Below are 13,318 nucleotides of genomic sequence, written 5' to 3'. Positions count from 1 at the left end.
TAGCCGTCGGCGAGCGACAGAACGGTCGCGGCAAGTGGCTCGGCCAGTTGTCCGGCCAGTTCGGCGCTTTCGACAAGCAGCACCTTACGCACGCCTTCAAGCCTGGCGGCCTCTTCAGCGGCTGGCCTGGCGGCCTGGCCGGCCACCAGCACATCAATGTCGGAGCCGAGCTTTACGGCCGCCGAGAGCGCTTTGGCCGTCTGTTCGGAGAGCGATTGATTGTCGTGTTCTGCAACGAGGAGAATTGCCATCTGTCTATGCCCTCCAATCACCGTTCAAAGGACGCCGGCTTCGTTCCGGAGCTTGTCGACCAACTCGGCAACAGCGCCCACTTTGACGCCTGCCTTCCGGCCCTGCGGTTCCTCGGTCCTCAACACCTTGAGCCGAGGCCTGATTTCGATGCCGTAGTCGGCCGGCGCCTTCTGCTCGAGCGGCTTTTTCTTGGCCTTCATGATGTTGGGCAACGAGGTGTAGCGCGGCTCGTTGAGGCGCAGGTCGGTGGTGACGATGGCCGGAAGCCTGAGTTCGACCACCTGCAGGCCAGTATCCACTTCGCGGGTCACAGTGGCCTTGCCGTCGACAAGCTCCACTTTGGAGGCGAAGGTGCCCTGCGCCCAGCCCAGCAATCCGGCCAGCATCTGACCGGTCTGGTTGGCATCGTCGTCGATCGCCTGCTTGCCGAGCATGACCAGTTCCGGCTGTTCCTCTTCGGTCACGCCTTTAAGAACCTTGGCCACATCCAGCGGCTGCACCTCTTCGTCGGTCCGGACCAGAATTGCTCTGTCGGCGCCCATGGCGAGCGCTGCGCGTAACGTTTCCTGCGCCTTGTCCGGACCGATGGACACGGCCACGACCTCCGAGGCCACCCCCGCTTCCTTGAGGCGGATCGCCTCCTCGACCGCGATTTCGTCGAAAGGATTCATCGCCATCTTGACATTGCTCAGTTCGACGCCCGAACCATCCGCTTTCACGCGCGGCCGCAGATTGGCGTCGATCACCCGTTTGACGGACACAAGTATTTTCATCGTGGTCACCTCCGCGTTCAGACATCCTTCAGAAGACGCAGTGCGTCGAAAATCGCCGCATGGGTGTTGCGCGCCGCGACCGCATCGCCGATACGGAACAACTGGAAGCTGCCTTGCGGATTGCGCACCACTGACTGGGGCTCGCCGACGATCAACTGATCGTGGGACATCTCCCCGTGATTGCTTGAGTGTGGCTTGAGATCGAAATACAGCTCATCGAGCGGAATCGTGCCATGGTTGATGATCACCTGATCCACCATACGTTGCTTGGCAACGCCGCCGTAGTCGCTGCCCACGTGGGCAATCAGCTGCCCCCCCTCCCGCTCCACCGCAGTGAGTCTGAAAGTGACCGTGAAGGTAACGTCCTGCTTCTGCAGCGAACGCATATACGGGACCAGGTTCATGCCCATGACCTCCGGCGCAAACGACCGGTCCGGCGACATGATCTCAACCTCGGCGCCAGCATCGGCGAGAATTTCGGCCGCCTGCAGACCGGCGTGATCCCCGGCGTCGTCGAATATCAGCACCTTGTCGCCCGGCTTGGCGTCGCCGGAGATGATGTCCCAGGCGGAAACGACGAGTTCGTTGCCCTCGGCCAGCACCTCGGTATGCGGCAGCCCGCCCGTGGCGACGACTACCACATCCGGGTTCTCAGCCTGCACGGTCTCCGCCTCAGCCCAGGTATCGAAATGGAAAACGACGCCCAGTTTCTCGCACTGACTCATACGCCAATCGATGATGCCAATCATTTCCCGGCGCCTGGGACTCTGCGCGGTGAGACGGACCTGCCCGCCCGGTTCGCTGGCCGCCTCGAAGACAACAACGTCGTGACCGCGTTCGCCGGCCACCCGCGCGGCCTCGAGTCCGGCGGGACCGGTTCCGACGATCACCACCTTCTTGCGAACCTCGGCCTTGGCAATGGTCTGGGGCATCGTGAGTTCGCGCCCTGTCGCTGCATTATGGATGCAGTAAGCCGAGCCCCCCTGATAGATCCGGTCGAGACAGTAGTTCGCCCCGACGCAGGGGCGTATGTCGTCTTCGCGTTTTTCGACGATCTTGCGCACGAGATGCGGATCGGTCATATGCGCGCGGGTCATCCCGACCATATCGACCTTGCCAGCCGCGATCGCGTGACGCGCGGTCGCCACGTCCGGGATCTTCGCGGCATGGAAGGTCGGGAAGCCGGTGGCCTCACGGACCTCGCCGGCGAAATCGAGATGCGGGGAATTCGCCATGCCCTGAATCGGGATGACGTCGGTCAGTCCAGCGTCGGTGTCGATATGCCCCCGGACCACGTTGAGGAAGTCGACCAGGCCGCTGTCTCGGAGGCGCCTGGAGATTTCCAGGCCGTCATCCTCGCTCAGACCGCCATCGAGCATTTCGTCGCCGGTATAGCGGACACCGACGATGAAGTCGGGACCGACGCGATTGCGGATCTCACCCAGAACGTCGAAGGCAAAGCGCAGCCGGTTGTCCAGGGAGCCGCCATAAGGGCCGTCGAGTTCGTTCGTCAGCGGTGACCAGAACTGGTCCATGAGGTGGCCGTAGGCCTGCAGTTCGATGCCGTCCATGCCGCCGGCCTTCATGCGTTCGGCCGCATCGGCATAGTCCTTGATGATCCGCTCGATGTCCCAGTCTTCCATCTTCTTGGGAAACGCGCGATGGGCTGCTTCCCGACGATGAGACGGCGACACCACCGGCAGCCAGAACTCCTTGTCCCAACGCGTACGGCGCCCGAGATGCGTGAGCTGGATCATCACCGCGGCACCCTGCTCGTGCACCGCGTCGGTCAGATCCTTCATCCATGGCACCACCTCGTCCTTGTAGACGAGCAGGTTGTTGAACACCGGCGGGCTGTCCTTCGAGACGGCGGCGGAACCGGCCGTCATCGTCATGGCCACCCCGCCCTTCGCGCGCTCCACGTGATAGGCACGGTAACGCCCTTTGGGCATCCCATCTTCCGGATAGGCCGGCTCGTGAGCCGTCACGATGATGCGGTTGCGCAACGTCAGGTGCTTGAGCTGAAAAGGCTGCAGGAGAGGATCGTTCGACATCTGCCGGCTCCGAGTTGGGTCACGCCGAGAGCGTAGCACAGGAATGTACATACATGTACATTTGATGTTCATATGTGTTTTTAAAATTGACATGCCTGTATATTCCGATAGCATTCGCGCATGGAGCAGACATCGAGCGATAGCGGCTGGCGCGGTTCCCAGGACGCCTGGCTGGCAGCAGCCTACGAGGTTCTATTGGAAGCCGGCGTGGATGCCGTCAGAATCCTGCCATTGGCGAAGAAGCTGGGATTGTCGCGGACAAGTTTCTATTGGTTCTTCAAGGACCGCGAGGAACTGCTCGATGCGCTGGTCTCGCGTTGGCGCGAGAAAAACACCGGCAACCTGATCAAGCAGTCGGAGGCCTACGCCGAAACGATCGCCGAGGCCATGCTGAACGTCTTCGACTGCTGGTTCGACAGCGAACTCTTCGACGCGAAATTCGAATTCGCGATCAGAAGTTGGGCTATCCAATCGCCTGAACTACTCGCCGAAGTCCAGCGAGCCGACCGGCGACGCCTGGATGCCTTGACGCGCATGTTCGGTCGGTTCGGACAGGATGAACCGCATGCCGACGTTCGCGCACGCACTGTCTATCTGGTGCAGATCGGCTACATCTCCATGCAGACGGAAGAGGAAGTCTCCGCGCGCAGGAAGCGCATTCCGGCATATGTTGAAATCTTTACCGGAAAGGCGCCCGAGCAGAGGGAGCTTGACCGCTTTTTCGCGCGGCACGGCCATGCCGGATAGCGGCAGTGCGAGGCGATGATGAGCGACAACTTGAAACTCGGTGTGATCGGCGGTGGCGGATGGCTGGGTGGCGCCATCGTCGCATCGCTGCTGGACACGGGGCTTGCAGACCCTGAACACCTAACGCTTTCCTATCGCAGTGAACGGCCGGACCGTTTCCCGGGCGCTCGCTGGACGCGCGACAATCAGCAACTGGCCGACCGATCAGACATCGTCATTGTCTCAGTCCGGCCGGCGGACTGGCCCGCTCTCGCCATCAATGCGCAGGGCAGGCTCGTCATCTCGGTGATGGCCGGCATCCGGCTGCAACAACTCTCCGACCAGCTCAACACGAAACGTGTCGTTCGCGCTCTGCCGAATGCAGCGGCGGAGGTCGGAAAGTCCTACACCCCCTGGGTAGCGTCGTCCGACCTCGATGATCGTGATCGCCTCGCGGTACAGCGCATTTTCGCCACGTGCGGCAACGCCGACGAAGTGACCAGCGAAGCGGAAATCGACTACCTGACCGGCCTTGCCGGCTCGGGTCCGGCGTTTCCGGCCCTGCTAGCGACGGCAATGATGAATGACGCCATCAAGCGCGGCTTTCACCCGGACGTCGCCCGCCGCGCAGTGGATGCGGTCATTGTCGGGGCCGGCCGACTGGTCGAACTTCGCGACGAATGCCCGGGCGACACGGTGGAAAGATTCCTCAGTTACCAAGGTACGACCGCGGCGGCCATTGAAGCGATGCGTTCTGCCGGCTTCGACGCTGCCGTCCGCTGCGGCCTTGCCCAGGCGTTGGAGAAATCGGTGGACATGGGCAACTGCCCCGCTTCCTGATGGATGTCGAATACGGGGCTGAGTTTCGCTGCGGCTTCGTCCGCCGTGGCCGCCCAGCCTACGCCTCCACGGTCACCCGCCCGACCGGATTGGAACAGCAGGCCAGAATATAGCCCCGGGCTACGTCCTCGTCGGTAATCCCGGCGTTGTGCACCATGTGCACCTCACCCCGGGTTTTGCGAATCTTGCAGCTGCCCATGGTGCAGCCAGAAGGAAGCGCCAACCCCGCTGCGCGAGCGGCCCCGAGTATGGTGTCGGTCTCCGTGCATTCCGCGGTGACGCCGGAAGACGCAAACTCCACGACCACATCGACACGCTCGTCCGGGAACACATCCCCCGGCACCGCTTCGGTTTCCGGCAGTGGCGCGTGGAAGCTTTCCTGATGGTAGCGATTCATGTCATAGCCAAGGCCCGTCAGCGCTTCACGCACGGCCTGCATGAACGGCGCAGGGCCGCAGCAGAAGACCTCGCGTTCGAGATAATCCGGCGCCATCAGGCCCAGCATCAGCTGGTTGAACATACCCCGATAGCCGGTCCAGGGCTTGTAGCGATCGGTCTCCTCGACCACCCATTTCAGATCGATGCCGGTCGCGCGCGAGGCCATGCGCTCGACCCGCTCGCGGAAAATGATCTCGGAGGGGCGACGCACGCAGTTGACGAAGACGATGTCCGGATCGCGCCCGGAATCGTAGAGCTGGGTAGTCATCGACATCATCGGCGTGATACCGGAACCTGCCGAAATGAAAAGGTATTTATCGGCCGGGTGGCGCGCAATCGAAAAGCTTCCGCCAGGCCCTTTTGCCCGCAGCCGCATTCCCGGCCGCAGATTGTCCAGCATCCATTGGCCACCGATCGAATCGGCCTGCGCCTTCACGGTGACGGTCAGGGAGGTCGGTCGCGAGGGGGGAAGAGGAAATCGTGTAAGTCCGGTAAATCGGCCCACCGCGGACGGGCAGCTCCAAGGTGATGAACTGTCCGGGATCGAAACTGAACAACGCCCCCGACGGCGGCCGGAAACAAAAGGTCATCACGTTGGGTGTTTCCGGAAGAAAGGAAACGCATTCAAGCTCTTCAGCCTCCCTCCAGAACTCGAGCTTGGGTTTTGCGACAACGTTCATGCCGTCAGCCCGCCACGAGCCGAACCGGGCTCAGCGCCTTTTCAATCCGGTCCACATACCAATCGACGAATTGCGCCACGCCGCTTTCTTGATCCGGCGAGTAGGGCCCGGGGACGTAGGCGGGCGAGAAGATACCCCATTGATTGGTCTCGACGACCTCGCGATCCTCGTTGTTGGTCGCTACCCAGACCTCCGTCAGGCATTTGAGATCATAGTCGACGCCCTCGACGGCGTCCTTGTTCACCAGCCACGTGGTGGTAACCTCGGTTTCCGTCGTGCTGATCGGCATCACCCTAAAGGTCAGAGAATGGTCTGGGAGGAAATGATTCCAGGTCGTTGTGTAGTGGAACATCAAGAGCGGGCCGGCATCGGGAATCGCGACACGACCGAGGTTCCTGGCGACCGCCGGCTTGCCGTCCAGCGTGTAGCTCAGGGCATTGGCCTGCAGCGGCATCCGGGCCAAGCGGAACTGCCCTCCTCCGGCAAGCCTGAATTGCGCAGGCGCGCCGGCAGCTTCACAACGGTCGAAATGCGCCTGGAGCGACGCCGACACGGAGCCGTCGGCAGCCACACCCGCCACTTCGGGATCGAGCGAGAAGGAGCGGCAGAGCGACGGATGGTTGCTGGAACAGTGGTAGCACTCGCGGTTGTTCTCCCAGACCAGCTTCCAATTGCCTTTCTCGACGATGGTCGAGGTATAGGCGACTTTTGCATTGGCGAGATCATGGACCTCGAGATAGCGGTGCGCCAGCTCGGCAAAAGACTCGAAATCCGGCGGTGTGTCGGACAGGCAGATATAGATCAATCCATCAAGGTGGCGCAGGCTCACGGTCTTCAGCCCGTGCTTTGAGGCATCGAACTCGGCCCCCATGTCCCCTGCCCAGATCAAAGTGCCGTCCAACTCATAGGTCCATCGATGATAGGGACAGACCAGCTTCGCCACCTGCCCCTCACGTTCCTTACAGATCAACGAACCGCGGTGGCGGCAGGTATTCTGGAACGCACGGATTTCACCATCCTGAGCTCGGACGATGACGACCTCATAGGCACCGACACGCAGGAATCGCATAGAGCCATTCCCTGTAGAAAATATGCTGCAGATCGAGTTCGTAGATGTCGGGAGAGGTATAGAAAGGCTGATCAAGGGAATAGCCTGAAACCCGTCGCGCAAGCAGATCCGAGATCGATGATGCGGTAGCTGCCATCTGAGGACTCCATAGTCTCTTTGTTGAAAAGAACTAAAAGTCTCTTCCTTACAGGGCAAGCTTACAACAGCATATTTTCTCATCTCAGATTAGAATAATTAACCCTTAAGCCTCCCACAACATCTAAGCAAACGCTTCCGTAAAACCCCTATGCCCAGCCCATACGACCTCCCTTCCATGACTGCGCTGACCTGCTTCGAGGCGGCCGCCCGAAATGTGAGCTTCAAGAAGGCCGCAGAGGAAATGAGCGTGACGCCCGCCGCGGTCAGCCATCAAATCAAGGCGCTCGAAACGGACCTTGAATGCAGCCTATTCCGGCGCCATCACCGCGGGGTCGAACTGACCGAAAAAGGCGCATTTCTGTTCGTTGCGATTCAGCGCGGCTTCGAGACGATCTCCGATGCTGTCGCCGAGCTACGGGAACGCCCGGAAACAGTCGACGTGACAATCCGCAGCTCGACGGCCGTCAGTTCGCTCTGGCTCACGCCGAAGATTTCAGCCTTCTGGAAAATCCACCCCTCCATTACGGTTTCGCAGATCGTGAGCGATGTACCGGGAATGCACTGCCGCTGCGATCTGAGCATCCACTACGGAGATCCGGTTCCAGGATCGCATCATCGCCTTGGGAACGCCGGCTTTGGCCGGCGAGCACGACATTACCCGAGTGGACGACCTGCGGAAGGCCCCCCTGATTCATCTGAGCAATGAGGAAACCGTCTGGATGGCCTGAAACGGCTGGTTCCAGGCGCTAGGTCGCCCCGCGGCCAAGGGCCGGAGCTTCTACGTGAACAATTACATGATCGCACTGCAAGCGGCTCAGGACGACATCGGCGCTGTGCTGGGTTGGGAAAGCCTGATCAGAAACCTCGTGCAAGATGGACGGCTTGTACAACTGGTGCCGGAGAGCATCCCATCCCCTGCAGCGTTTCATCTGAAAATCCATCCCCGAGCAAGCTCTAAGGCCCGCCTGTTCACAGACTGGCTTACCAGGACTTCCTGATCGACCGATACATTGGCTTGGCAGCACACTGAACGGCTCACCGGGCATTTTGCCCCCGCACAGGAGCCCGACGGTCACGTTCGTGACTAACCGCAAGCGCGTACTGCCAGACTGCCCGGGGGGAAGCATGCGTAGACAGTATCCAGGGTAACTTTCGCGCGAATATCAGCCGAAGAAGCGCGAAGCGCTTGGCCTCACCTGATGGACGCGCTCGGAGACCGGCAATATCACTGGCCCAAAACCACGCCAATTCGATAGACTTCCGCGGATGTCCAGCACTCTGAAAACCGCCTCTCAACACACCCCCATGATGCAGCAGTACCTGCGCATCAAGGCGGAACAGTCCGACCGTCTGCTGTTCTACCGTATGGGCGATTTCTATGAGCTGTTCTACGACGACGCACGCCGCGCCGCGCGGCTGCTCGATCTGACCCTGACCGCGCGCGGCCAGTCCGCCGGCGAGCCGATACCCATGGCCGGCGTACCGGTACACGCTGCCGATCAGTACCTCGCCCGCCTGGTGCGCCTGGGGGAATCCGTGGCGATCTGCGAACAAATCGGCGATCCGGCCGCCAGCAAGGGCCCGGTCGAGCGTCAGGTGGTGCGTATCGTCACTCCCGGCACGGTCACCGACGATGCCCTGCTAAACGAGCGCCAGGACAATCTCATCGCCAGTGTGCACCAGGCCAAGGACGGACTTTACGGTCTCGCCGTGCTTGATCTGAGCAGCGGACGCTTCGTGATCGGCGAGGTGCAGGGCGACGAGGCCCTGCTCAGCGAATTCGAACGCCTGCGTCCGACGGAACTGCTGTATTGCGACGGGGCACGGCTGCCGGGCGAGGCGCGTCCAGGTTTCACCGCCTATCCACCTTGGCATTTCGACCTCGAAGTCGCCACACGCCTGCTCACCAAGCAGTTCGGCACGCGCGATCTGGCCGGTTTCGGCTGCGATGCGCTGCCGGCCGCGGTGACCGCAGCCGGAGCGCTGCTGCACTACGTGCAGGAAACCCAGCGCAGCGCCCTACCCCACATTACCGGTCTGCGTGTGGAGCGTCGCGAGGAAGCGGTCATCCTAGACGCCGCCACGCGGCGCAACCTCGAACTGGAATGGAACCTGTCCGGCGGCCAAGCGCACACACTGGTGGACGTGCTCGATCAGACGGTCACGCCCATGGGCGGCCGTTGCCTGCGGCGCTGGATCAACCGCCCGCTGCGCGACCGTTCGGCGCTGCGCGCACGCCAGGGCACCGTCAGCGCTTTTCTGGAAAACGACGCGCATGCAGGGTTGCGCGAAGCCTTGCGCGGCATCGGCGACATCGAACGTATCCTGGCCCGCGTCGCCCTGCGTTCGGCCCGCCCCCGCGACCTGACGACGCTGCGGCGCGCGCTGGAAGGACTACCGGCCCTGCGCGTCCAGCTCGAAACGCTCGATGCTCCATTGCTGTCCAACCTCGCCGCGAACCTCGGTGAGCATCCGCAAACCGTGGACCTGCTGCAACGCGCTCTGATCGAGGAACCGCCCGTATTGCTGCGCGACGGTGGCGTAATCGCTCCCAGCTATGACAGCGAACTGGACGAACTGCGCACCCTTTCGGAGAACGCCGACCAGTTCCTCGTCGACCTGGAGGCCCGCGAGCGCGAACGTACCGGCATCGCCAACCTCAAGGTGGCCTACAACCGCGTACACGGCTACTACATCGAAATCTCGCGCTCCCAGGCCGAACGTGCGCCGGTGGACTACACCCGGCGCCAGACGCTCAAGGGCGCAGAGCGTTTCATCACACCGGAACTCAAGCGCTTCGAAGATCAGGTACTGTCGGCGCGCGAACGCTCCCTGGCCCGTGAGAAAGCGCTTTACGACGAGCTGCTGGAACACCTGCAGCCCGAACTCGGCGCGCTACAGCGCTGCGCGCAGGCGCTGGCCGAACTCGACGTTCTGGCGACCCTGGCCGAGCGCGCCGAAGCGCTGGACTACTGTGCGCCCGAACTGAGCGATGCGCCGGGCCTGTTGATCGAGGGCGGACGGCATCCGGTGGTCGAAGGTGTGCTCGATGAGCCCTTCGTTCCCAACGATCTACGCCTCGATGATCGGCACCGCATGCTGGTCATCACCGGCCCGAACATGGGCGGCAAGTCGACCTACATGCGCCAGACAGCGCTGATCGTACTGCTGGCGCACATCGGCAGCCACGTTCCCGCCCGACGCGCCGTCATCGGTCCGATCGACCGCATCTTCACCCGTATCGGCGCGGCCGACGATCTGGCCTCCGGCCGCTCCACCTTCATGGTGGAAATGACCGAAGCGGCCAACATCCTGAACAACGCCACACCGGACAGTCTAGTGCTGATGGACGAGATCGGCCGCGGCACCAGCACCTTCGACGGCCTGTCGCTAGCCTGGGCCTGCGCCGAACAACTCGCGGAAACCACCCGCGCCTTCACCCTGTTCGCTACGCACTACTTCGAGCTGACCACTTTGCCGGAAGAACACGCAGGGGTGGCCAACGCACACACCGAAGCCATGGAGCACGGCGACGAAGTCGTCTTTCTGCACCAAGTTCGCGAAGGACCGGCCAGCCAGAGCTATGGGCTGCAGGTGGCACGCTTGGCCGGCGTTCCGACCGCCGTGCTCAAACGCGCTCGCAAACGCCTGGAAGCGCTCGAAATGCGTGCCGCTGGCGAAGTCGAAACACCGCAGCTCAGTCTGTTCGGCGCCACTCCCCAGCCCGCAGAAGCGGAACCTCATCCTGCCGTGGAAGCCCTGCGTGAACTCGAACCCGACGCACTCACTCCACGCCAGGCTCTGAACGAGCTGTACCGCCTGCGCGAACTGCTCGGGGACACCGGTTAGAGATTGTACAAGAGCGTCCCGCGGGTGTAGTTGCGCGCCGTCCCGAGGTAATATTGTTCACCGACGGACCCCCCCGCCGCGCGGCGCTCGCCGAATACTTTTGGAGGAACCATGACGTTTGTCGTCACCGACAACTGCATCAAATGCAAGTACACCGACTGCGTGGAAGTCTGCCCGGTCGACTGTTTCCACGAAGGTCCCAACTTCCTGGTCATCGACCCCGACGAGTGCATCGACTGCACGCTGTGTGAGCCCGAGTGTCCGGCCGAGGCGATCTATCCCGAGGATGACCTGCCCGAGGGACAGGAAGCGTTTCTTGAACTCAACGCCGAGCTGGCACGCGACTGGCCGGTGCTTACCGTGCGCAAGCCGGCGCCGGACGATGCCGAGGAATGGAACGGCAAACCGAACAAGCTGCAGTATCTGGAGCGGTGAGCCGTCTGATGCGGCGCACCCAGAAACGAGAAGCCCCGCTTGAAGCGGGGCTTCTCGTTTCTGGGGTTATAAATCGATGTCTCAGATGCGATCAAAGTTTAAGGCTCTGATTGATTAGCGCGGCGAACGTCTCACTCCACTAATCGCGAAGTTTGTCTCAGGAGGGGAAATCGACGTTTCCAGTTAATCAACGCATGAGTGAAAGACGATGTACCTGCTGGCTACGGGAGCCGATTTCGGGCGCGATTCGGCGTGAAGTAATTTTGATTTGAATCGGTGACGCGCCCGAGCCTCTTTCTTTGCATGCCCAAAGAAAGAGGCGAAAGAAAGGCACCCGAAAGGCCTTATCCCTGACGGGCAAACCTCGAGCGCACACCCCGGCCCGGGGCACCGCAGGCACTTGCCCTCCTGGCAAAGCCTGCTCGGGCGGCGTCCTGCCGCCCGACCCCGCGCCGGGGCGCACGCTCGAGGCAAAGCCACACGGGAACCGGGAAGTCAAAACAGAACGCAACCCAAACGTTTGATTTACTACCCAGGTGACACAGAACAATTTCGCTTCGGACTCGCCCAGTTTTGACGTTCGCCCCCCCTGATCGCTTGCCTCGCGGGCGTGCGCCTGAGCGGGAATGGCCGGCAGGACAACGGCCAAGCAGCTTTTGGCCAGGATGGACAATAGCTGCGGGCCCCGTTCAGGGGTACGTTCGCGAGGTTGCCCGTCAGGGACAAGCGATCCCGGGGGTGCGTTTCTTTCGCCGGTTTCTTTGCGCACTCAAAGAAATCGGCTCGGGCGCGTCACCGCGATTGAGCGAAGTTCCACATCTCGAATCGCGCACGAAACACGCTCTGACGGTCAGAAACAGCGCCCAAATCCATCCACCGCCAAAATCAGCGACAACCCCTAGTCGAGCGCGTCGTGATCCACCGTACCGACGTCCTCACCCGCCATCTGCCGACGCACGAAACCAACGTCCTCGGAATTCAGCGCGAACGGGAAAGAACGGATGTCGGTCGGGCTGGAATCCCCGTAGGGGCGGTTGCAGGCGGAGACTTCCTCGTCGGACTTGCCGGGGCAACCGGAGGTCTGGAACGGCTTGCCGGAAGCGATCAGATCCTCGACTTCCTGCTCGTCCAAACCAAAATCGATGATCCGGCCCTGGTCGTCGAACTTCATGTCGTCGATCCGGCCGCCCGCGTAATCGATGATGAAACGACCGAGCTGCACACGCCGCCACTGATCCTTGGACACCGGCGGCCAGTCCTCCATCAGCGAGCCTTGCTCGGGGAAGAAGGCGAACATGTGATTGTGGCCGCCCATGTCGCGCATCTTCTGGCAGACCTCCATCATCTCCTGTTCGGTCTCGCCCATGCCGGCGATAAGGTGGGCACCGAACTTCTCGGGGCCGAAAATCTCGGCCGCCCATTCGATCGCCTGCCAGTACTTGTCCCAGCGGTGCGGGCTGTCGACCGTCTTACCTCGAGTGCGTTCGAAAATCTCCGGGGTCACCGCATCAAGCGCCACGGTGAAGATGTCGGCACCCTCGTCGCGCAGCGTGACCAGGTCTTCGTACTTCATCGTGGTCGGGTTGGAGAGGATGGAAACCGGGATGTGCGGCACTGCCTTCATCCACTTGCGCAGCAGCACCAAGGTATCGTGATCGGAGTTCGGATGCGTGATCATGGAGATGCACATGCGTTCGAACTGACCTTTGTCCGCGTTCGCCTTGACCCGCTCGATGACCTCGTCGTAGCCGACAGTCGGCCAGTCGACTCGGATGAAGTTGCGGTCGGCATAATCACGCGATTCCTCGCGGTGGCGCGCTAGCCCGCAGTAGCTGCAGTTCGCGCGGCAGCCCTCGGGGTAGGTCACCAGTAGATTCAGGCAGTGCGTGCAGGCGGTGCGGTGCATGCTGCCGGGCACGAGACCGAGTGTGATCGCGGCGGCAGTGGAAAGCTGCACGTAGTTCGGAGAACGCATCTCCGGCGTCTTCACGTGGTAATCCGGCCGATAGAAATTGACCGGCGTCACGGTGTCAGGGCTGGCACTCACTGTTCAATCCTCCAAAC

General features: G+C 61.8%; 10 protein-coding genes and 2 pseudogenes. 6 read left to right on the top strand and 6 right to left on the bottom strand.

All coding sequences use genetic code 11. The features are described 5' to 3' along the window. The 3 genes and pseudogenes from P8014_RS15335 to P8014_RS15325 all read right to left on the bottom strand — a co-directional run. A pseudogene (locus P8014_RS15335) lies at positions 1 to 251 on the bottom strand (electron transfer flavoprotein subunit alpha/FixB family protein); the annotation flags it as partial. A gap of 24 nt (positions 252 to 275) precedes the next feature. After that, on the bottom strand, positions 276 to 1,025 hold the full coding sequence (locus P8014_RS15330; protein ID WP_337818200.1) for an electron transfer flavoprotein subunit beta/FixA family protein: 750 nt from the start codon (positions 1,023 to 1,025) through the stop codon (positions 276 to 278). A 17-nt stretch (positions 1,026 to 1,042) separates the two neighbouring features. Beyond that, positions 1,043 to 3,079 (bottom strand): NADH:flavin oxidoreductase, encoded by a 2,037-nt coding sequence (locus tag P8014_RS15325; protein ID WP_337818199.1) that lies wholly within the window; start codon positions 3,077 to 3,079, stop codon positions 1,043 to 1,045. Positions 3,080 to 3,199: 120 nt separating this feature from the next. Between P8014_RS15325 and P8014_RS15320 the strand changes: the two genes are divergently transcribed. Next, the gene (locus tag P8014_RS15320) at positions 3,200 to 3,826 is read left to right on the top strand and encodes a TetR/AcrR family transcriptional regulator (RefSeq protein ID WP_337818198.1); all 627 of its coding nucleotides are present in this window, start codon (positions 3,200 to 3,202) and stop codon (positions 3,824 to 3,826) included. An 18-nt stretch (positions 3,827 to 3,844) separates the two neighbouring features. Then, positions 3,845 to 4,645 (top strand): pyrroline-5-carboxylate reductase dimerization domain-containing protein, encoded by an 801-nt coding sequence (locus P8014_RS15315; RefSeq protein ID WP_337818197.1) that lies wholly within the window; start codon positions 3,845 to 3,847, stop codon positions 4,643 to 4,645. A 58-nt stretch (positions 4,646 to 4,703) separates the two neighbouring features. Here P8014_RS15315 and P8014_RS15310 read toward each other — a convergent pair whose 3' ends face one another. Then, a complete protein-coding gene (locus tag P8014_RS15310) occupies positions 4,704 to 5,519 on the bottom strand; it encodes an iron-sulfur cluster-binding domain-containing protein (RefSeq protein WP_337818196.1) in 816 nt (271 codons plus the stop codon). Positions 5,520 to 5,767: 248 nt separating this feature from the next. Then, on the bottom strand, positions 5,768 to 6,832 hold the full coding sequence (locus P8014_RS15305) for an aromatic ring-hydroxylating dioxygenase subunit alpha (protein ID WP_337818195.1): 1,065 nt from the start codon (positions 6,830 to 6,832) through the stop codon (positions 5,768 to 5,770). 313 nt (positions 6,833 to 7,145) lie between these two features. Between P8014_RS15305 and P8014_RS15300 the strand changes: the two genes are divergently transcribed. The 4 genes and pseudogenes from P8014_RS15300 to fdxA all read left to right on the top strand — a co-directional run bounded on the left by P8014_RS15300 (position 7,146) and on the right by fdxA (position 11,254). Then, positions 7,146 to 7,676 (top strand): LysR family transcriptional regulator, encoded by a 531-nt coding sequence (locus P8014_RS15300; RefSeq protein WP_337818194.1) that lies wholly within the window; start codon positions 7,146 to 7,148, stop codon positions 7,674 to 7,676. A 40-nt stretch (positions 7,677 to 7,716) separates the two neighbouring features. Beyond that, a pseudogene (locus tag P8014_RS15295) lies at positions 7,717 to 7,968 on the top strand (hypothetical protein); the annotation flags it as partial. Positions 7,969 to 8,236: 268 nt separating this feature from the next. Then, positions 8,237 to 10,819: a DNA mismatch repair protein MutS gene (gene mutS / locus P8014_RS15290; RefSeq protein ID WP_337818193.1), complete on the top strand. Its 2,583-nt coding sequence runs from the start codon at positions 8,237 to 8,239 to the stop codon at positions 10,817 to 10,819. Positions 10,820 to 10,930: 111 nt separating this feature from the next. Next, positions 10,931 to 11,254: a ferredoxin FdxA gene (gene fdxA / locus P8014_RS15285; protein WP_337818192.1), complete on the top strand. Its 324-nt coding sequence runs from the start codon at positions 10,931 to 10,933 to the stop codon at positions 11,252 to 11,254. Positions 11,255 to 12,152: 898 nt separating this feature from the next. Here fdxA and P8014_RS15280 read toward each other — a convergent pair. Then, positions 12,153 to 13,301 carry a radical SAM protein gene (locus P8014_RS15280; protein ID WP_337818191.1) on the bottom strand — a complete coding sequence of 383 codons (1,149 nt, stop codon included), beginning with the start codon at positions 13,299 to 13,301 and terminating at the stop codon, positions 12,153 to 12,155. Positions 13,302 to 13,318 lie beyond the last annotated feature (17 nt).

The sequence above is a fragment of the Acidihalobacter sp. genome, assembly GCF_037381185.1.
In the GTDB taxonomy this organism is placed as follows: Bacteria; Pseudomonadota; Gammaproteobacteria; order DSM-5130; family Acidihalobacteraceae; genus Acidihalobacter_A.
Note: the sequence above shows the minus strand (reverse complement) of the source record. Positions and strands in the feature narration are given on the sequence as shown.

Excerpts from the sequence above, each read along its gene's own strand:
- P8014_RS15330 (WP_337818200.1), bottom strand. The coding sequence starts at position 1,025 with ATGAAAATACTTGTGTCCGTCAAACGGGTGATCGACGCCAATCTGCGG.
- P8014_RS15325 (WP_337818199.1), bottom strand. The coding sequence starts at position 3,079 with ATGTCGAACGATCCTCTCCTGCAGCCTTTTCAGCTCAAGCACCTGACG.
- P8014_RS15320 (WP_337818198.1), top strand. The coding sequence starts at position 3,200 with ATGGAGCAGACATCGAGCGATAGCGGCTGGCGCGGTTCCCAGGACGCC.
- P8014_RS15315 (WP_337818197.1), top strand. The coding sequence starts at position 3,845 with ATGAGCGACAACTTGAAACTCGGTGTGATCGGCGGTGGCGGATGGCTG.
- P8014_RS15305 (WP_337818195.1), bottom strand. The coding sequence starts at position 6,832 with ATGCGATTCCTGCGTGTCGGTGCCTATGAGGTCGTCATCGTCCGAGCT.
- P8014_RS15300 (WP_337818194.1), top strand. The coding sequence starts at position 7,146 with ATGACTGCGCTGACCTGCTTCGAGGCGGCCGCCCGAAATGTGAGCTTC.
- mutS (WP_337818193.1), top strand. The coding sequence starts at position 8,237 with ATGTCCAGCACTCTGAAAACCGCCTCTCAACACACCCCCATGATGCAG.
- fdxA (WP_337818192.1), top strand. The coding sequence starts at position 10,931 with ATGACGTTTGTCGTCACCGACAACTGCATCAAATGCAAGTACACCGAC.